The sequence below is a fragment of the Erwinia amylovora genome, assembly GCF_017161565.1.
Taxonomy (GTDB): domain Bacteria; phylum Pseudomonadota; class Gammaproteobacteria; order Enterobacterales; family Enterobacteriaceae; genus Erwinia; species Erwinia amylovora.
Map to the genome: position 1 here is coordinate 1,647,167 of NZ_CP066796.1, position 19,623 is coordinate 1,666,789.

Here is a 19,623-nt window from a genome sequence, read left to right on the forward strand (position 1 = left end):
GGGTAACTATGTTAACACAGATGTTAGTGCGTCTTGCTCATCCACTACGTATCCAGGGAAATGTGATAGAAGCATACCTTCCAGACACAAAGATTGGAGAAATTTGTGAAATTCAAAAATCATTAGTTGAAAGTCAAGTCTTAGGGCTAGCCCAGGTAACCGGATTCAATAAAGAACATACATTCTTAAGCCTCTTAACCGATAGCCAGGGGTTTTCACGTGAAAACGTATTGTTAGCAACAGGTAAACCTTTGCGCGTTGATGTGCATCAAGGAATTTCAGGTGCAATAATTGATGCTACCGGGATAATCAGAGGGCGTCTGGATGATGTGCCAGTTACTCCTTTAACGGGTACAAAGAGTATCATGGCCTGCGGGGCGGCGCGTGATTTTAGCTTGCGTAAAACGATAACTGAACCATTGCTAACTGGGATTCGTGCCATTGATGGGTTACTAACATGTGGACAGGGCCAACGAGTCGGAATTTTTGCGACAGCAGGCTGTGGTAAAACATCGCTGATGAATATGCTCATCGAGCATTCACAAGCGGATATATATGTTATAGGCCTTATTGGTGAACGAGGACGAGAAGTTACTGAGTTTGTTGAATCTATGCGACATTCTTCGCGACGTTCACGAGTGATATTAGTTTATGCGACCTCAGATCGCTCTTCAGTAGAACGTACTAACGCCGCACAAATCGCATCAAGCATTGCCGAGTATTTCAGTGATATGGGCAAAAATGTACTACTTTTTATTGACTCAATTACCCGTTATGCACGTGCGTTACGTGATGTTGCCCTGAGTATGGGAGAAATGCCAGCGCGCCGTGGCTATCCAGCATCGGTATTTGAGGCATTACCAAAGCTGCTCGAGCGGCCTGGTTGTTTCATCACCGGTACGATCACAGCATTCTATACTGTGCTAATTGAAAATGAAGAAGAGCCAGATATAATCGGTGATGAAGTACGATCGATATTGGATGGGCATATATACCTGAGCCGTAAACTCGCCGCTAAAGGGCATTATCCGGCAATTAATGTTCTTAACAGCCTCAGTCGAGTTTTTTCACAAGTTACAAATTGTCATCAGCAGCAAATGGCAAACAGTTTCCGAGATTTATTGCAGCGACAAAGTGAGATGCAATTATTTATCGATTTAGGGGAATATCGCCGGGGTGAAAACGAAAAAAACGATATTGCAATTGATAAGAGCATACAAATGGAAGCATTTTTAAAACAAGACGTGACAGAGAAAATCGCAATATCGACCTGTCTGGATGAATTATATGGATGCCTGGCATAGTGGTCGTCAATTAATTATTCTGCTCAAATACAGAAGATCAATTATTGACTTGAAAATTGTTAAAATTAAAAGTCATTTAAGTCAACTTAATTTACTCATTAATGAGCAGATTCGTGAGTATAATTTATTAAAGCAGCAACTTAATAGATTTATTCCTTCAGGCGTGCTCAATAGATCTGAAATATACAGAAACATCAGGAGGCAAGGAGTTTTACTATCGCGCCAACAACTTTATATCATTAAGTTAAATCAGCTTGATGATGAAAAAATGAGGCAAGAGCAAGCACTCCAGAATTATCAATCTGAAAAATGTTTTCTGGAGAAAAAGCACCATAAAATCTCTTGTAATATATACAGGCAATACACTGACTATCGTATGCGTAGTGATAACCATACTGAAGATGATGAACTGGAGTTAATTTGCTATGATAAGAGTAAACTCTGATATAACTACAGAACGTTCCATTGAGAGTGATGAATCATCCCAAGATAAATATTTCGAAAAAATGCTAAGAAAAAAGAATGAATCAGACGAAGCTGGTGAAGCCTACATTTTACAGCTAAACACCCAGCAATCTTCTGCCGCCCGAATAGCGCGTGGTGGGGAATTAAAAAATGATCATCATATAACGGAAAAAATATATTCATCCCTTAGTGATAAAGAAAAGTTTTGCGTTTTGAAACTTTGTGTCGATAAGCATGGTTACTACAGTAAATTAAGTGATAAAAATATTATATCTCAGCAACTTACGGGTAAAGATTCAAAAGATAAGGAGAGCTGTGATCAATCTAATAGGATTGTTTCAGCAACGGATGAAAGGAACTCTGTCAGCATAACAAAGCTTTCCAGGCAAGTGGCTGGACTGGCTGAAAATGAAGAGTTCAGCCTGCATGAGAACCCTATTTTAGTTCCAACTGCTCAAGGAGATCCGGTTTCGTTTGGAGAAGATAATACATCGCGTGGCGAAAACATGCGCCGGTCAAGGATGCAACAGCCTATGTTGTGCGCTAAAAACGCTGGGAGTATGAGCGAGACTCGCGCTGATAAACGGGATGTTGACCTGGTTTATCAGTTCCAGCGCTGGACAGGCGATCATACGGTGAAAGTTTTAATTCCTGCTGATTTAAATCGCGACGGTAAAATTATTTTATTACCATCTGACACACGGGTGGCCGATGCACTATTCAGAAATATGGATCGTTCAATGCACCGCATGTCAGACCTCCTTCTGCAACAACAGGATAAAGATGAACGTCAACATCATCAGGATGAAGAAGAGAAAGAATGAGTCTACGTCGACATTTACGTCAGGTAAATCGGGGCCAAAGAGCACTTGAATTACTAAAAAATAAACATGTTGGTAGTGAAGTGATTGATTTGAGTTCGGAAGGTCGTTATTTGCAACTTCTTCTAAAGAATGATTTTGAGGTACAAAATGAAATATTAATCAATGTCGATGATTGGTTGCAGGAAATGGCTCACCCGCTGCCTGGCATCCCGTGGCATCAGGTCCCATTAAGCTACCTGATCCGGTGGTTAAAGAGTCTGAATCTTTCATTTATATTAAAGGCAAAAGAGTGGAATGTTGAAAAAATTGAATTAGCGCACACCTCATTACCAAAGAAAATACTCTGTTTACCAGCTAAACCTTGCCCGCTACTGTGCCTGAACTGGACGGAGGACGAAAATTCTACTCTTCGCAGCTGGCATCTTAAGCAATACTGCATAACTTTTATAATAGATATACACTTGGGACGTAGTCAGTTACCCATATTATTGATTGTTGATATGGCTGTAGGAGACTTGTTGTTAATACAACATCAATCAGCATCACTACGGATAGGAAAAATTAAACTATATCATTTGAGTCTTAATGATAATAAGGAGGTAGCTGTGCTTGAAAAGTTCACAGATGGATATGATGAATGCCGTGATGAGGATGAAACGCTAAACAGATGGTCAGATCTCCCAATTGAAATTGAATTTGTGCTCGATAGTAAGTCAGTCACTTTGGCAGAACTGGACACAATAGAGCCGGGGACGTTATTTCCTCTAAATGATTGTGCGGAGCAGCGTGTAAAGATCTATTTGAACCGAAAGTTCTTTGCTCGAGGTGAATTGGTGGCACTCGATAACGGTAATCTGGCTGTAGAGATCAAGCAGGTTAATACAGTCTCTGTAGATGATATGGATATCTACAATGCTTAATAATGATATTTCTTTAATTGCGGTGCTCTCATTTTTCACTCTGCTCCCATTCATTATCGCAGGTGGTACTTGTTTCATCAAATTTTCAATCGTATTAGTGATGATGCGAAATGCCTTAGGTATACAGCAAGTACCTTCTAACCTTACTCTGAATGGTATTTCGCTTATTTTAACTGCATTTATAATGATGCCTGTATGCCAGCGTATTATTGATGACGTCGAAACGAGACATATTGATTTTAATCAAAGCAGCGCTTTTTCACAGTTTGTAAATGATGGTTTGGACGGTTATCGTGAATATCTTGTGCATTATTCTGACCATGATCTGATTCATTTCTTTAATAAGGTTCAACAGAGGAATAATGATGATAATGTAGCCAATACCTTTGAACATGAATTGACTAGATTGCCACTGATGACCCTGATGCCTGCTTACGCACTAAGTGAAATTCAGAGTGCCTTCAGGATTGCCTTTTATATTTATATCCCATTTGTCGTGATTGATATGGTTGTATCTAGTATTTTACTTGCATTAGGCATGATGATGATGAGTCCGGTGACAATTTCGATTCCCATAAAACTAATCCTTTTTGTTGCAATGGATGGTTGGAGCTTGCTGACTAAAGGGCTTATTGCACAATATGCTGAACTTATGACATCATGAACAATACGTTATTTATAAGCAATGCTGCTTTAGTTGTTGTATTAAAACTGACAGCAGTACCTGTTGCATTTGCTACCCTGGTTGGAATCGTCGTTGGTCTTTTTCAAACAATTATGCAAATACAGGAGCAAACTTTACCTTTTGGTTTGAAAATGTTGGCAGTATTTGCAAGTATCTTCATGTTAATTGAGTGGTTTTCTGCTGAGATGTTGAATTTTGCTAATCAAGCGTTCTCAATGGCTTTGAATTAATACGGTATAAATATGCTGTTTCTTTCACTCTACTTTAATTTCCAGCACTACTTGTTGATTTTTGCAATAGCTTATGCGCGGCTGGCTGTAGTCTTTTATATGCTCCCCATATTAGGTGAGCGAATTTTTTCTCATTTAATAATAAAGAATGCAATCATCACCTTGACTATAATCGGTTTATGGCCCTGCTTTGAAACCGTTGTGATACCTGAGCAAAGCTGGTACTTGCTGCTGGTTCAGGAATCTATTGTTGGTTTAATCCTTGCAACTGTATTGTGTCTTCCATTTTGGATTGTCATTGGGCTTGGTGAAATTCTTGATAACCAACGAGGAGCTTCGATGGCAGACAATATTGACCCCTTGAATGGCGGTCAGAACTCTATATTATCTGGCCTGCTTAATTTTACATTTGGTATAATATTCTTCATTAATAACGGCATGTGCTTAATGCTGGAGGCATTCACCGAAAGTTATCAGTTTTTACCTCCGGGTAGTAGGTGGTCAGGGTTTCACTGGCAAGAAGCCGGCAGGGTTTTAGTTATTGTAGTTGAGAGCAGTATTATGCTGGCTGCACCAGTTATCATAGTCATGATGATAGCGGAGATATTATTGGGAGTATTTGCTCGTTATTGCCCGCAGCTCAACCCCTTTTCGCTTTCGCTCACCATAAAAAGCTTCATCACCTTCATAATTTTCTTTTATTACGGTTTCCATGCTTTAGCGGAAAAGCCACTGAATACTTTCTCTATTGAAATATTTGAAGAATTCTTCCCGGGATTATAAAGGTTGATTGCATAATGGCACAAAAGACAGAACTACCGACGGAAAAAAAACGTAAAGATTCGGCCAAAAAGGGACATTCTTTAAAAATTAAGGATTTTGTTACAACAGTCACTCTCATTTCAGGTAGCTACTTTCTACTGCATGGTATGGATTTCAGCCGTTTCATTGACTGTTATACTAATATTCTGATCGATGTATCATCAGTAAACATCAATGATTTTATGCTACAAATGATGTACATTTTTTTAGGGCTTTCATTCCCTTTAATAGGCATTTGTACTCTTTCTGGAATGATAGCCACGTTGTGTCAAACCCGCTTTACTATCGCCACGCAAGCTCTTAAGCTTAACTTCAAAGCTTTAAATCCTGTAGAAGGTTTAAAAAGGATTTTTAGCATGAGAACTATAAAGGAATTCGTAAAATCTCTGTGCTATCTGATGGTTTTCTCATGCACTTGTTACAATCTTATCGTTAATGATCTAAAACATGCACTGGTCATTCACTATGCTGGAATCGCACAGTTGATCGTGAGTATGCTGTCATTGACCGTCAAAGCGGTTACGATATTTATTGCTTACTCGTTAGTTGTTCTGTGTGCTGATTTTATCATGGAATATTTTCTACATGTTAAAGATTTAAAAATGGATAAACATGAGGTTAAACAAGAGCGTAAAGAAAGTGACGGAAACCCACAAATAAAAAGTGCCAGGCGAAGAGCCCATCAGGAACTGCTTTCCGGGGAAGAGATGGCGGCTGTAAGAAAATCGTCGGTAATTATGGTAAATCCAACTCATATTGCTATGGCAATTTTTTTTAATCCCGAATTAGCCCCTTTACCTTTCATTGCATTACGAGCCTCTAACTTTAAAGCCAGAGCTGTGTTGGTCTATGCTGAGAAAATCGGAATCCCTGTCGTACGCAATATTTTTTTGACACGACGTCTTTATAAATCATACGTTCAGCACAGCTTTATTTCACTCAATGATGATGATTTAATGGCAATTATGGATATTCTTATTTGGCTGCGTCAGGTAGAGATCACAGGCATGGAAAACGGAATACCTCCGAGCGATCTTAAGAACGATGAACACCCAATGAATCAATAAGGCCATCATACAATGGCAGTGCGTTTTTTTTGTATTAAGAATAGCGCATCACGATGTACAATTAAGCATGTATTCTCTACCATCTACATTCGGTTTAATTGAATGTTCCATACGTGTTTAGCTAATCATGTTAGAGGTCAAGAATGGAATATGAGAATATGGCGGAAGATTCGAACTCTCAAGATCCATCGAAAAATGACGATGAACTGGAAGAATATTCCGCAAATCTAATTGAAGCGATCCAGAATGGAGCCGTCCTTAAAGATGTGCAGTGTGTTTCGAATGGTACGATGAATGATATTTATAAAATAGCATATGAATTTTATCATATTGGGAGATTAGACGACGCAATATCTCTTTTTCGTTTTTTATGTATCTATGATTTTTATAATTCCGAATATGCCATGGGCCTCGCAGCAGTTTATCATTTGAAAAAGGACTTCCGCAAAGCAATTGATTTCTATGCTTTGTCATATTCTTTGTCTAAGGAGGACTATCGGCCTATGTTTTATGCAGGTCAGTGTAATCTAATGTTACGTCAAGAGGTTTTGGCTCGCAAATGTTTTGCTATTGTAATGAACAGGTGCACCGATCTGCAGCTTAAAGAAAAAGCTGAAACCTATCTGTCAGCACTCGATGAAATCAATGCGGATACTAAAAGTGATTGTGAAGACAAAAAAAACAAACAGGAGGAACAATGAATATACCTGTTGATAACTCAGAATATTTGAAGCATCTTTCTGCGGGGTTAGAATCAAGTCACGAAGAATCTAAAAAGGAGCTAAGTCAATTACATCGGTTTGCCAATTCACAATACAGACTCTACCCCAGAATAGGTGAGGTCAGAGAAGCATTAAAGTCGCTGCAGCCGGAGCAATTGCTTGAAGTTTTACAAAAAACGGGTAGATCATTACTTTCGGCCGGAAGCAATTTTACCATTGAAAAGCAGGATATACCTCAGTTGAATGTTCCAGTATACAGTCAGATTATGTCTAATGATGAGTATTCTGGTCTGGCCACTACGAGCGCAGCTGAAAGTTATTCTAATACATCAGCTGAGATGACAGCGTTGATAGGAAAAATCATACAGTTAACTGGCGAAAGTTCATTAGAGAAAATGGTGTCAAAACTTCAGGTCTTTAACGCGACAATGGATGGCGCAGGGAAAGCTTACTCTCACCTTGCTGAAGAACTTGAAGCGCAGGGGCAGCTTTGGGCTGGTAAAGCTGATGCTCTAAGAGCAGTTCAGGCACATGCTGAAACTCTTAATCAGGTGAAATTAAATGTACAATCTAAGTTGGATGATGCTCAAACTAACTTAAAAGCTCTGCAAGTTAGGGCTGAAACTCAAGCGCCTCTATCCCCGCTTTTACTGAATCAACTCATTGAGGCCAACAAAGAAGTTAAGGCAGTGTTGTCTGACCTGAACAGAGTCACATTGATTCATGAAAACTATGTTATTGAGGTACTTAACCCTGCCTCCGCGGCTGAAAAGATGGCCCAGACGCTGCTTAAGGCTACACTTGCACAAGCTACTTCTTTAATTAGCTCCTTAACTGACCGACAGCATAGCATTATCCAAATCCGCCATCAGGAGAGCAAAATAGAGGCGAAAAGCCTGACTTTCCTGATCGCCTTGATGTCGCAGTTAATTAGTCAAAATGCCGGAGAAGACTTTAAAGCCCTTGCTTTGCTCAAACAGAAGTTATCTGAAGCCGCAGCAAGGGATTCTCAAAACAAAGCTTTGGAAGTCGAAGCTCAGTTGCGCAAGGCAGAAGATTTACAGAAAACCATGGGCTGTATAGGCAAGGTTCTTGGATGGGTAATAACTACAGTCTGTATGGGTACCGCAATATTCACTGGTGGAACCTCAATGATATTAGGCATGGTAATGCTGGCCATAATGGCAGGGGATGAAATTGATCAGCGTCTTAATAACCATTCTTTCATACAGGATGGCATGCAGCCAATCATGGAAAATATCGTACAACCCTTGATGAAACTGTATGCTGATGCTTATACAGCAATATTATCACTCTTCATCGCTGATAAAAAAGTAGCTGAAACGGCAGGGCAAATCATGGGAGCAATAGCCACAGCTATGATTATGATTGCAGGTACTGTACTCATAGGAGTCGGAGTAGGCAAAATTGTTGGTGCTATGGCCAGGAATATCGGCAATAACTTAGGTGAGAAAATGCTGAAAAAAATAATGGATCAAATGTTCATGCAAGTATTGAAAAGGTTTTTCCACGGGGCTGGACGCTTTTTTAATATGGATAATAATAAAATTGCACAGATATCCAATTATACCCAAATGGCAGTTACAGGGGGAACGATGGCAAATACCCTTGTTCAGGCCGTGGGAAGTATAGTCGCAGCTGACATGATGGTTGAAGCTGCAAAGGCGCGTGCGCAGTTAATGCAAAATTCCGCGCTGCAAGATTTGTTGGAAAGCATTATGAAACAGGCGCAGGAGACATTCAGCTTCCGTATGGAAGCAATAAACAGGATCTTAGAAAACATTTGTTCCGTTGCTGAGAATCAAATGCTGGCTGGTAATTATATTACCAAGAAATTAAACCACGTAGCCGGATGATCCTGATTTTCACTTTATTTCACTTCTATCATAAAAGGAAAAAAATTATGTGTAATGTCATCAATCGTTCAGATGCTGAATTCTTCACTCTGGCGAACAAATGTTCAGCACAAATTGATGAATATAACGAAAATAATATACCGAAAAAAAGTAGAGTTTCCCCAGCAGACATCCAGCAGGAGGCAAAAAATAGTGTTTTTTTAGGCGAGCTATTAACCTCACAACGATCCCTCAACAGACCAGTGATTTTGTCGCAAAACAATGAAAATGAAGTCAAGGTTGACCAGAAAATCACAGAATCTTTGAAGACAGCAGAGCGCTTAGACAGCATAAAAAATACTTCACCATTCTTTAAAAACTTAATCGGTGATTATAACAATCTCGTTATTTCTGGAATAATGGTCAACATGATGAATACCATGCGCAGCGTGTATAGTCTCATGGCGACCAAAAGTGTCGAATTTATGGTAAATGCTGCCAAAAGTATGGGTTTTCATCACATTGAAGCCGCTAAAGAGAATTTTAAAGGGGCGATAATTGCAGCTACAGCAGGTACCACTTTGCAGGCTGGTGGAACCACAGCGGCTTTAAAAGGAATGAATGATATGAGTCGATCGACCAGAAAAAATCTTTTACCTGCACAACAAAAACAAAAAGCGCTGGAAAATGACAAAAAAATGTTTAAGGAGATCCTTGATAAGAAAAACAGCGAAGGTACTCAGGCTGATCCTCAAATGATATCTATGATGAATAAGCACCAGAATAATTTAGAATCTAATATACAGGAACTTAATAATAAGCATAGAAAGGTAGAGAATAAAGCTCAAAAATATCACTTAAGTAACGGTCCACTTAACCAGGCTTCTCATTCAGTTTCACAAATAATAAACAGTGGTTACGGTGTTAATGCTGCTGGTGAAACGCGCAATGCGGGACTGTCTGAAACTGATAAGCAGATTAATTCACAGACTGCAGATAACCTTAAGCAAAGCGCCATTGCAGCCGATAATAACCAAAGTACGTTCAATAAGACGCTGGACGATATATTCCGTAGTCGCAATAATGCGTTAGATGCAGTGGTTAGCAAAATCCATTAAATTCAATTTTGAGTCATTGAACGAGTTCAATTTCATCGTCCTTTAACTGATATCGATTGAGGTAGATTATGGGTGAGATCATTTTCCCAGGGAATCAAACCCCGGCCGCTGCCACAGAAGAATTTTCTTTTAAGACCTCCCATTTTCTGACTTACTCAAGTAGCCGAACAGTTCCTTTCTTTGAGACGAAGAGTATTGATAATGTTGATAGTGTATATGAGAGCAGTAAGGAATTATTGCTGCGATTATATGAAATTCTCACACGAGAAAGCTTTGAAGATAAGCTACCAGAAATCAGACAACTACTATTGGAATCAGGGTACTCAGAAAACTTACATGAATTTGAAGAAATTAATTGCTTTATGCGTGAGTTACAAGATTTCTATGAAAATATTTTAAATAGTAAAAAAAATGCAGATGATGTTATTGCTGAGCAGAAAAATCTGACAGCTATTAACTCTCATTTTATAGAAAGAATATCGAGTCATTTACGAAAAAGATCTATTTTACATGATAAATCATCAGTTGAACCCTCATTGCCGTTGGAATTAGCTAAAGATGGGTATCCTGCTATCGCTGGTGAAGTATTTTCTGCTGATGAAATTACTCCAGGTACGAGCTATGCTGAATTGTGGAGTAAAATAGCCAAGGCAATAGCAAGCATCAGAAAAGATTATGTTGAATTCTATGCCACGCTAATGAAAAAATATACTGACCTGTACCAGTCCTATAATGAGAATGTACAAAAAGCCTCTTCCGATGCCATGTCAGCGGGTAAAGATGGTAATAATATATCTTTTAACAAAGATGTAATGATAAAAGGATACAATAAATTTAAGGACTATGCGGCAAGAATTGACCTCGGAAAAGTTGCACACTGGGACAAGATGTCTAGCCAAGAGCGGGAAAACATGAAGCTAACAATTGCACCAGCTTTTGATGTTTCCAAAGACGGTGAAATTAGGTTTAATCTTAGTCAATATTCTACAGTTGATGGATCATTACCAAAAGGTGATGGAAATCAAGTGCCTACCGCGAGCTACCATGCGTGGCTGGCAACATTCAACGCAGCTGGCAGTGCACTACAGAGTAATATGCAGTCCTTCGCTCAGCGATACAGTCAATCTAACAGCACATTCGATCAATTGAACAAAGTACTCAGTGGAGTTATCAGTACGCTTGGCGACAGTGCAAGAGAAGTTTATAAATCAATAGGATGAAATATGATGTATCTCAGCCTCTCTGTATGTCGATCGATGCTGGACACTGGCAAGCTAGGCAGGCTATATCTATTTATTGCTAATGTAAGCTAAATAATTAAATTTCGTAGGGTGGTCATTTTTCAGTAAGCATGTTGCAATCTGCTTTGAACCTGTTGTCTACGGAAGGAGTTTGTCAAGGCGAGAAGATCTCATCAACTTCAAAAGGGAAGCTTCTTAGATTAGAAGTTTAATGATTATATAAGGGGGTAATATGTCTTTAAGCCCAGTAAATTCAAACGATACCGCTTTGAACATTGACTCGATTCAATTATGCCCGGTTGATAATAAATCGCCAGAGGAAGATATCCTGCTGGCATCATTATCATCGGTAGTTCCAACCGATAATAAATTATCATTAGTACAGCAAGCAAGTAACAAACAAACAGGTAAAAGAATTGGAACCTGGGGATCTGACTCAAAGAAGTTGAATAAAGAGTACGACGATGTTGCTTCTGCCAAAGCAAATGGTTTATTCTGTTTTTTACCTTCCCGAGCAGTATTTTACTCTTTTCTTAAGTCGCCGACCGAACCTTCTACCGCTCAAAATTTGCTTGATAATATGACCCGACGGAATAGTCATTATAGAGTGCGTAAAGGAGAAGATGTAAAGACATTAGATACTCATGTCAGGCGTATTGACAATATGGTAAGAAAATTCATCGAAAACAAGAGCATCCACGATGTTTCTCATTTAAATTCTGATATAAAGGCTGTACCCGGTCATCAATCGCATCACGAGATAATAAATGGAGGTCTGAAAAAACTATTACCTACACATGGAAAAGCTGCCTTGAGCAGTTTCTGGTTATCTTTACAACAAACTTCTTCAAATGCATGGGATGAATTACATCCACTTCTCAATAAAAATTCAGTGCAGGCACAGCAATATAGAAATACTCAAAATCTTATCACTCAGATGGCTGAAACTCATATATCGGCACTCACTGATCCAGATGCCAAAAAGGGAAGTATCGAAGCATATTCATTGCTTTTAATGGAATCTGTTTAGTACAAATAATGATGGCTTTCTATCCGAATGATGTAAAAAATGAATTGAATACTGAGTCTCAAAACCATCCAGTTGGAATCAATAAATCGGCATCAGATAACACAATAGCAAGCAACAATAACCCGCTAGACATTAATGTATCTGGATCTGGTCAACTTTTTAATCACTGGATTAAGCAGCTTGCTGAATATATAAAAAATACAGAATATTCATATTATGTTAGAAACGAATTAACCCTTTACCTTATTTCTCTTATTACTGACAGTGACAGTATAAATAAAACAATCCTGAGTCCGGTTGCTGCTGAAATCATAAAGCATGTAGAACTTAATTTTATAGCTTCTGGCGTAAATTCCACCAATGAACCATCAAACTCAAATTATTTTTCTAATGGTGCTTCTAATAAAAATTACAATTCCAAGCTAATTCCTGGTGCTGTACTGAATAATGAATCGCCGCTAGTAGGCTCAGACTTGCCTGAACAAATAAATGAATTGCCAGCATTAGATCTCGCTGTAAAAATCAGTGATGAGTCTTTAACCGATCCTGGGGTAGTGAATCATAATAATACAGCTACCTTCAATCAATCTCATAACGTCGATTTGCGTTTAAACAAAATAACAGTGACTGCAGACATCCATTCACCATATTCTAATCTTTCTGCAAATAACAATCAGCCTGATGACCATTTACAAATTTGACAGATTTCGTCGTTGACTAATGATCGAGCGATACTGAAAATGGTAGATTACTTATATTGATTCCCTTATCATGCACCATAACTACTTTCCAATAAATAGAGGAATAATCTAACTAAATAAATTTTTAGTTACTAAATAATTTAATTATGGATTAAATTTATTCTAGAAAGAATCTCGCAGATCTACCGAGTTGAGACATGAAGTTCATCATATAATGCAGTGAAATCAGAGAAACAGGAGTAATGATTAGTGAAGAATGTTAGTTCGTTTTCTACGGTAACTCATTTGATTCAACAGATTAATGGTAGCTTGCCACAGCATGTTACTCTTCAGCATAGTCTGATTAAAGATCTGAAGATGGATTCTGTGGAGCTTATCGATCTGTTTTTACGACTTGAACAGGCTGGAATAATTATGGATGAGTCACAGATCAGCAGTCAACTCACCGTAGGAGATATTGTAAAATTAATAGAAGGTACTGACGCATAGCATTAAATTGACAAAAAGTATCGTTACGCACTTATAAACCAGCCTGTCATCCTCATAATCATCATTTCTAAAATTTAATCTGTATCGATTGAATTATAAAGCATATGCTTCGGGTAAATAAGTAAGTAAATCCCTTTATATAATTCATCTTGATTGCTAAAAGATAAATGATTTTTTCTCCTCAACCCGTTTTAACTGTATGATTTTAAATCACTGTCCGGCGCATAAAACTCACGTAGAATTCATAACGCTTTTAAAAATAATTACAACCTGTAGGATGATTTCACGTCACAGGTAAAGTCGCCTCATTTTATCTTTTCAGGTTAATGATGAAATATAATTTATTCCAATAGAGATAATCCTGGTAATAATGAGAGGTTAAAATGCCGATCGTAAATGGGAATATTGATGGTCAGAAACAGTCACTGCCTACTTTAGAAAATGCCACTTCCTCCAGTATATATCAAAGCACCATGATGAGTAGCTTACTGAGAAAAATACTCTACTTTGTTTGGAACAACGGCACTGAAACCTGCATTAAATGTCCGATAAGTAGTCGTTCGAATGGTATAGATTGCCATTGCGCACGGCGGAATGTACCACTGACCGTAGACCACGATGCTTTGCGGGTTGAAGATGATGAACAAGAAATGGTCTTATCTTTAGGTGGTAAACTTTTACACCAGGCAGATGTGACTCGTGAAGCATTGTGTACAAAGGGCGAGCTTGATAAAACACACTTATCATTGAAGAATAAAGCGGGATATATTATGGGTGCCGCCGCTGTACTCGCCTGTGCTGGTGTGGGAACTGGGCTATATGTAGGGCACAGAGCTGAATATAAGAGGGAAAAGAACTTCACAGAGAGTCAGACCGGTAGGGAGGTAAGTGATTTTAAAAATAATAATTTTGTTATGAATCATTCTGATCCTTATCCAGCGACCGTCATCGATAATACACATCACAAACGGCACATTTATAACTCTCAAGCTGTGGTCACTACAAATAATAAAATTATCAGAAAGAGAAATATACCCGCAAAAGCTAAATGTTATACATATACAGGGACTGCACGATCCTTGACTAAAAAGGAAGTAGCCTGTCCATTCGCTACTGGAGGCAAGCAGCCCCGAAAAAAGCAGATAAAATATACAGCTTTCCGTTATATCTATACTGATAAACAACCAGCTAAGTGCAAAACTGCAGATGTTAAAAATAGATGTCAAAAAGCACACGCTGATTCGCGCAAAAACAATAAAAACAAAATTGTCTCTCCGATGGTTTTAAAAATAAATAAAACTCTGTGCCTTTGTCCACCCCCAGAAGGTATGAATGTAAAAATTGTGCCTCCTCATTTCCCTAATATGAATGATCAAAGGCACAATCTATCATCAAAAGCACCCGGCAATCCGACAGCGGCGACGACATTACATTCGGTAATCATCACTGAAGTGATTGATGAGGTTATCACCAATAAAACAGATCGTGAGGCCTACCCCATTGGATTATCTTCCGAAACGGATACTCATCGCGGTAGAATGAACGAACATTTTGTAGCCCCCAGAATCAATCAACAGCCAACAGCGATTGATTCAGATGGAATCTCCAGACTGTCAGATAATAGTGATGTAAAAATAGAAAAGATGTATGATTTCTCATGCATTGTTAATAGAAATAATTTATCCTGGGCTGATCTAATCCGACATTTTGGGCGTACCTTGAGCTTTCCGGTTAAAACTATGGCAGAGGAATCACAGATTCTATATCATTATAATCTGCACAGAAAGGGATGCCCCTCAGATCGGCACAGTGAGGATTTGGCTGGTATAACCCGAAAAATTGATTCTGTATTAACACAGATCTTAACTTTACTGCCATATTCCAAACCTGTTACCATACTTCAGCTGATAATAGGCCCGGCACTGGAAGTCTTTGCTGACAGTCTGGAAGGAAAATCGATTGATTCTCAGAAAATTGATACGATTAACCAACAGATTTTGTTTATGGCTAAACATTCAATATCATCTCTGTCTCCCCTGCAAGCTGTCAATTTGCATAAAAGCGCAAGCGGTATATCCCATTCTGAGCAAAAATTCATTTCTTTAAACTCAAGGCTGGCGATAAAATTAAAAGGGGAATATCATTATTTATACGAAAATATGTCTGGCTACCCAACAATTCGTGACGGTTTATATGATAAGCCCGTATATTATAATTGGGCGTTGAGAGGCTGGAATTTTTTACCCGAAGGTGCTGACGGGTTATATTCTGATTACAACAGGGCATTAATTGAAAGGTATCGGGATAACATGGTCGACCTGTCCAAAGGTACAGAAATTATCAGTAATGAAGGTCTTATTACAGTAGCAGGTTTAGATATAGACAGTTACATGAAGACCTATTTGTACATGAATGGTCGATTTGTACAAATAAAAATAGAGCGCGTGTATGGTGAGGAGGTTTATTATCCATTTTTATCTGCCACGCATTATTCCAATGTTATCAGAAAAGATGTGTTGTGGTTCTTCGAACAGGAAAGTACAAAAATTGATTATGAATTTGATTCCTTCCTTGAGACGGCTGATGTATTAAAAATGAATAATGTACCTATGACTAATATTTTTGCTGATGGTTTTTCATATGATGACTATGGCGAAAAGTATATCAAGAGAAAAGGGATGTACTATCCTGTAGAGAGGTCGATTTGGGGTGATGATTTTATTAAAAGTGGACATATAAAATACGTCATATCTAATTCTGCTACGGGTTTTTATATCAAGGGGGTGAGGCTGGTCGGCAGCGAACTCTTCGTTAAACTTAACAGCGACAGATTTATAGCGAAATCTTTGCGAAATAAAATAGAGGAAGAGGGGATTGTGCTGACCGGTGAAATTGAGCATAAAGATTATAGTGGAAACATTGCAACGCTAACTAGTGGAATAGAAGGCTTTCGCCTTAATGATCAATTGTATAAGCTCGAGCTTAGCGATAATGCAGATACTACCAACGTGTTATTGAAAACAAAAAACAGTGATATAAAACTGTATTTCCTTAATAATGCGGTGATTGAAGGCAGGAAGCTGTTGTCGTGGGATGTCGATGAATTAGACCAGTACGGGAATTGTATTTACAAACGTACACCAGTTGCTGATAGTACTTGCAAGCCTATTTACATGACAAATAAGATCAAAAATATTTTTAAAGATGGTCGAGGCGCTGCAAAACCTGATCCTGATAAGCTGTTTATGGCAGATGCCTATTTTCCAGGCGCCTACAGAGAGATTGGCACGGAAAAAATCTATTTTAAATATGATGAGCACTATTTTGCTGCAGAATGGATTGAAATAGGTAAACGTCTTCTGTCCCATAATTCCTTACAGATTTATAAAATACAGCAACTTTCACCCGAAAAAGTCCCGATATGCAGGCTTGTCTCAGTAGAAGAGAGCGAAAGATTTTATATTGCCACAGAGGAAGAGGAGTTTGCCAGAAGGGTGTCAATGGCAGTTGAAACGTCTGCTGGTGCTTTAGATAAATTCAGTTATCCCGGTCTTATCCCCAGACTACGGGCAAGATTCGAAGCGGTCAAACTGGACGATATTGAATTAAGTGACAGTAAAGGCTCCAGAATAAGAAATATGCTGACAGCATATTTTTCTGACCATAATTATGAAGTATCTCGTGGCTTAAAGTTTGTCAGTGGGATTACAAATGATTTCTTAGTAGAGGGTAAGTTATCTGCTAAGGAACATCTGGTTTCTGCCAGCAGACGCCTGGATGATAGTTTGCATATGATCAAGGAAATGGATGCTAAAACAACTAAGGGTATAGGTTTCCGCTCGCAACTTGAAGATTACTTTGCCCGTTTTCTGCAAATAAAAGACAAAGCAGTCATTAACACGATGATTTCTCGCTACAGATCGGTGGTGATTTTAGCTAAAGGTTTTATGAGAGAATCCTTTAAAAATAACTATCAAAATATACTATTCGCTGCTACTGAAGGAAAAAAGCTTGCCGTAGGTGATGGCGGTTACCATGAGATCCAGACCCTTTTGTCCGACGATGAAATCAGTAAGGTGCCATATATGGTCTCTACTTTCGAACACCATACTCTTCCGGCAGTGGTGACTGTTTTCCCTGAAAAATTATATCTCTTCAATCCAGAGCATCAACAAAGTTACAGACATTATCCTGCTAAAGATATGAGTGATACCTTCATTCATGAATTCACTCATGCCGCAGCTGTAACGCAAGACTACATGTATTTCACTTACAAGACAGATGGAACGGCTATAAGTGCTCAGGATATGAGCAAGGAATTTGACAGAAATATTGCCATAAAATCTTATAATGAAGATCTGGATTTCTTATTTCAGCAGTATTTTTCATCTCTTGGAAAGGATATCCCTGCAGACTTGTCGAATTATTTGAAATCAAACAGTGCGTTAAAAAGTTATATTCTGATGAATAATGCGGCGAGCTATGAGGTTTTTCTTAGAGATATCGCAAAACTGGTGTCAACAGGGGGCAGCTGAAGCTCTGACCTTAACGTAAGAGATATCCAATAGATTAGTAGCCCTCTATGATCATCATTTGCTATTACCTGTTATTCCTGTTCTGTTTATCTCTCATTTCGCGTTAACATTTAGCTCACCGGGTTAAGTCTTTATTCGCTTTTTGCCAGTCCTAAAATCTGTAACATCCTGTTTTCTGGCCTACATCAGCGTGCCGTTTATCAGTTATTGTCCTATTCAGGTACGGCGGTGTTCAGACATAATCTGATAAAAGACTGTTAAAAGAAAATCCACGCATATGCGTGGATTTTGTATATTGTTTCAATGGTGATCACTCATTCAGTGACGCCTTACCGATAACAAAAAACCTTTACACGTTAAACAAGAAGTTCATTACGTCACCGTCTTTGACGATGTAGTCTTTCCCTTCTGAACGCATCTTGCCGGCTTCTTTGGCTCCTTGTTCCCCTCTAAAGGTAATAAAGTCATCGAAAGCTATCGTCTGGGCGCGGATAAAGCCTTTCTCGAAGTCGGTGTGAATTTTTCCGGCGGCCTGTGGAGCCGTTGCTCCAACCGGAATGGTCCAGGCGCGTACTTCTTTCACGCCAGCGGTGAAGTAGGTTTGCAGGTTTAACAGGCTGTAACCGGCGCGGATAACGCGGTTCAGCCCCGGTTCTTCAATGCCCAGTTCGGCCATAAACTCTTCGCGATCGCCATCTTCCAGCTCGGCAATGTCCGATTCTACAGCCGCACATACCGGCACCACCACGGAACCCTCTTTGGCCGCAATCTCACGCACTTTATCCAGATAAGGATTGTTTTCGAAGCCATCTTCGTTAACGTTGGCGATATACATGGTGGGTTTCAGGGTCAGGAAGCTCAGATAACGTATCGCTGCTTTGTCTTCGTCGCTTAAATCCAGCGCGCGAAGCATGCCGGCTTTTTCCAAATGCGGCAGGCATTTTTCCAGCGCAGCCTGCTCGGCTTTCGCGTCCTTATCACCACCTTTGGCTTTTTTCTGCACGCGCTGCAGAGCGCGTTCACAGGTATCCAGATCGGACAGAGCCAGTTCGGTATTAATGGTGTCAATATCGTCAGCAGGATCAACTTTATTGTTGACATGGATGATATTATCGTTCTCAAAGCAGCGTACTACGTGACCAATAGCTTCCGTTTCCCGGATATTGGTCAGAAACTGGTTTCCCAGTCCCTCGCCCTTTGAGGCGCCTTTGACCAGTCCGGCGATGTCGACGAATTCCATAGTGGTTGGCAGAATACGCTGTGGCTTGACGATCTCCGCCAGCTGGTCCAGACGTGAATCAGGCATTGGCACTACGCCGGTATTAGGCTCAATGGTGCAAAACGGGAAGTTGGCAGCTTCAATACCCGCTTTGGTTAACGCATTGAACAGGGTGGATTTCCCGACGTTTGGCAGGCCCACAATACCGCATTTGAATCCCATGTTTGAATCACCTTAATAGCTTGATAATCAGGGGTTATTAACGCCCCGGATGATGTAACAGACGGTTGTCTTAACAGTTTCCGCGCATTATACACCTAATTTCAGCCTTTATGGCGTTGATTTCTCGTACGTCTGTGAACTTATCCCTTGAGATCTTGCTCACATTTTTTCAT

At 39.3% G+C, this 19,623-nt stretch carries 17 protein-coding genes; 16 read left to right on the forward strand and 1 reads right to left on the reverse strand.

Features of this window, described 5'->3' with window-relative positions; genetic code table 11:
• Positions 1-8 precede the first annotated feature (8 nt).
• The 16 genes from sctN (at position 9) to JGC47_RS07765 (ending at position 18,009) form a co-directional block, all read left to right on the forward strand.
• Complete coding sequence (gene sctN / locus JGC47_RS07695) at positions 9-1,304, forward strand: type III secretion system ATPase SctN (RefSeq protein WP_004157280.1); 1,296 nt, start codon at positions 9-11, stop codon at positions 1,302-1,304.
• The gene (locus JGC47_RS07700) at positions 1,279-1,749 is read left to right on the forward strand and encodes a hypothetical protein (protein ID WP_004157282.1); all 471 of its coding nucleotides are present in this window, start codon (positions 1,279-1,281) and stop codon (positions 1,747-1,749) included. Before sctN ends, JGC47_RS07700 begins: the two co-directional genes overlap by 26 nt.
• The gene (locus tag JGC47_RS07705; protein WP_004157283.1) at positions 1,730-2,593 is read left to right on the forward strand and encodes a SpaN/EivJ family type III secretion system needle length determinant; all 864 of its coding nucleotides are present in this window, start codon (positions 1,730-1,732) and stop codon (positions 2,591-2,593) included. The genes JGC47_RS07700 and JGC47_RS07705 overlap by 20 nt, the downstream gene beginning before the upstream one ends.
• Complete coding sequence (locus JGC47_RS07710) at positions 2,590-3,513, forward strand: FliM/FliN family flagellar motor switch protein (RefSeq protein WP_004157284.1); 924 nt, start codon at positions 2,590-2,592, stop codon at positions 3,511-3,513. The genes JGC47_RS07705 and JGC47_RS07710 overlap by 4 nt, the downstream gene beginning before the upstream one ends.
• Entirely contained in the window at positions 3,506-4,177 is a 672-nt protein-coding gene (locus JGC47_RS07715) for an EscR/YscR/HrcR family type III secretion system export apparatus protein (protein WP_013036007.1), read from the forward strand. Before JGC47_RS07710 ends, JGC47_RS07715 begins: the two co-directional genes overlap by 8 nt.
• The gene (gene sctS, locus JGC47_RS07720; RefSeq protein WP_004157286.1) at positions 4,174-4,428 is read left to right on the forward strand and encodes a type III secretion system export apparatus subunit SctS; all 255 of its coding nucleotides are present in this window, start codon (positions 4,174-4,176) and stop codon (positions 4,426-4,428) included. The genes JGC47_RS07715 and sctS overlap by 4 nt, the downstream gene beginning before the upstream one ends.
• A gap of 12 nt (positions 4,429-4,440) precedes the next feature.
• On the forward strand, positions 4,441-5,211 hold the full coding sequence (gene sctT / locus JGC47_RS07725; RefSeq protein ID WP_004157287.1) for a type III secretion system export apparatus subunit SctT: 771 nt from the start codon (positions 4,441-4,443) through the stop codon (positions 5,209-5,211).
• Positions 5,212-5,225: 14 nt separating this feature from the next.
• A complete protein-coding gene (locus tag JGC47_RS07730; RefSeq protein ID WP_004165412.1) occupies positions 5,226-6,317 on the forward strand; it encodes an EscU/YscU/HrcU family type III secretion system export apparatus switch protein in 1,092 nt (363 codons plus the stop codon).
• A gap of 143 nt (positions 6,318-6,460) precedes the next feature.
• Complete coding sequence (locus JGC47_RS07735; RefSeq protein WP_004157289.1) at positions 6,461-7,018, forward strand: SycD/LcrH family type III secretion system chaperone; 558 nt, start codon at positions 6,461-6,463, stop codon at positions 7,016-7,018.
• Positions 7,015-8,916 carry a type III secretion system translocon subunit SseC family protein gene (sctE, locus tag JGC47_RS07740; protein WP_004162114.1) on the forward strand — a complete coding sequence of 634 codons (1,902 nt, stop codon included), beginning with the start codon at positions 7,015-7,017 and terminating at the stop codon, positions 8,914-8,916. Before JGC47_RS07735 ends, sctE begins: the two co-directional genes overlap by 4 nt.
• 47 nt (positions 8,917-8,963) lie before the next feature.
• Positions 8,964-10,013 (forward strand): DUF1120 domain-containing protein, encoded by a 1,050-nt coding sequence (locus JGC47_RS07745; protein WP_004165414.1) that lies wholly within the window; start codon positions 8,964-8,966, stop codon positions 10,011-10,013.
• Between the two features lie 68 nt (positions 10,014-10,081).
• Positions 10,082-11,233: an IpaD/SipD/SspD family type III secretion system needle tip protein gene (locus tag JGC47_RS07750; RefSeq protein WP_004157293.1), complete on the forward strand. Its 1,152-nt coding sequence runs from the start codon at positions 10,082-10,084 to the stop codon at positions 11,231-11,233.
• 253 nt (positions 11,234-11,486) lie between these two features.
• The gene (locus JGC47_RS17610; RefSeq protein WP_241097899.1) at positions 11,487-12,284 is read left to right on the forward strand and encodes a hypothetical protein; all 798 of its coding nucleotides are present in this window, start codon (positions 11,487-11,489) and stop codon (positions 12,282-12,284) included.
• A gap of 8 nt (positions 12,285-12,292) precedes the next feature.
• On the forward strand, positions 12,293-12,985 hold the full coding sequence (locus tag JGC47_RS17615) for a hypothetical protein (RefSeq protein ID WP_240156686.1): 693 nt from the start codon (positions 12,293-12,295) through the stop codon (positions 12,983-12,985).
• Between the two features lie 249 nt (positions 12,986-13,234).
• The gene (locus JGC47_RS07760; protein ID WP_004157295.1) at positions 13,235-13,474 is read left to right on the forward strand and encodes an acyl carrier protein; all 240 of its coding nucleotides are present in this window, start codon (positions 13,235-13,237) and stop codon (positions 13,472-13,474) included.
• Positions 13,475-13,857: 383 nt separating this feature from the next.
• Positions 13,858-18,009, forward strand: coding sequence for a hypothetical protein (locus JGC47_RS07765; RefSeq protein ID WP_013036009.1), 4,152 nt, complete (start codon positions 13,858-13,860; stop codon positions 18,007-18,009).
• Positions 18,010-18,358: 349 nt separating this feature from the next.
• Here JGC47_RS07765 and ychF read toward each other — a convergent pair whose 3' ends face one another.
• Positions 18,359-19,450 carry a redox-regulated ATPase YchF gene (gene ychF / locus JGC47_RS07770; protein ID WP_004157297.1) on the reverse strand — a complete coding sequence of 364 codons (1,092 nt, stop codon included), beginning with the start codon at positions 19,448-19,450 and terminating at the stop codon, positions 18,359-18,361.
• Positions 19,451-19,623: the final 173 nt, after the last annotated feature.

What these genes read in the sequence shown, in the direction of transcription:
- sctS (WP_004157286.1), top strand. Translation starts at nt 4,174, where the DNA reads ATGAACAATACGTTATTTATAAGCAATGCTGCTTTAGTTGTTGTATTA.
- JGC47_RS07710 (WP_004157284.1), top strand. Translation starts at nt 2,590, where the DNA reads ATGAGTCTACGTCGACATTTACGTCAGGTAAATCGGGGCCAAAGAGCA.
- JGC47_RS07750 (WP_004157293.1), top strand. Translation starts at nt 10,082, where the DNA reads ATGGGTGAGATCATTTTCCCAGGGAATCAAACCCCGGCCGCTGCCACA.
- JGC47_RS07735 (WP_004157289.1), top strand. Translation starts at nt 6,461, where the DNA reads ATGGAATATGAGAATATGGCGGAAGATTCGAACTCTCAAGATCCATCG.
- JGC47_RS07705 (WP_004157283.1), top strand. Translation starts at nt 1,730, where the DNA reads ATGATAAGAGTAAACTCTGATATAACTACAGAACGTTCCATTGAGAGT.
- JGC47_RS17610 (WP_241097899.1), top strand. Translation starts at nt 11,487, where the DNA reads ATGTCTTTAAGCCCAGTAAATTCAAACGATACCGCTTTGAACATTGAC.
- JGC47_RS17615 (WP_240156686.1), top strand. Translation starts at nt 12,293, where the DNA reads ATGATGGCTTTCTATCCGAATGATGTAAAAAATGAATTGAATACTGAG.
- JGC47_RS07715 (WP_013036007.1), top strand. Translation starts at nt 3,506, where the DNA reads ATGCTTAATAATGATATTTCTTTAATTGCGGTGCTCTCATTTTTCACT.
- JGC47_RS07730 (WP_004165412.1), top strand. Translation starts at nt 5,226, where the DNA reads ATGGCACAAAAGACAGAACTACCGACGGAAAAAAAACGTAAAGATTCG.
- JGC47_RS07700 (WP_004157282.1), top strand. Translation starts at nt 1,279, where the DNA reads ATGAATTATATGGATGCCTGGCATAGTGGTCGTCAATTAATTATTCTG.
- JGC47_RS07765 (WP_013036009.1), top strand. Translation starts at nt 13,858, where the DNA reads ATGCCGATCGTAAATGGGAATATTGATGGTCAGAAACAGTCACTGCCT.
- sctN (WP_004157280.1), top strand. Translation starts at nt 9, where the DNA reads ATGTTAACACAGATGTTAGTGCGTCTTGCTCATCCACTACGTATCCAG.
- sctE (WP_004162114.1), top strand. Translation starts at nt 7,015, where the DNA reads ATGAATATACCTGTTGATAACTCAGAATATTTGAAGCATCTTTCTGCG.
- JGC47_RS07745 (WP_004165414.1), top strand. Translation starts at nt 8,964, where the DNA reads ATGTGTAATGTCATCAATCGTTCAGATGCTGAATTCTTCACTCTGGCG.
- sctT (WP_004157287.1), top strand. Translation starts at nt 4,441, where the DNA reads ATGCTGTTTCTTTCACTCTACTTTAATTTCCAGCACTACTTGTTGATT.
- ychF (WP_004157297.1), bottom strand. Translation starts at nt 19,450, where the DNA reads ATGGGATTCAAATGCGGTATTGTGGGCCTGCCAAACGTCGGGAAATCC.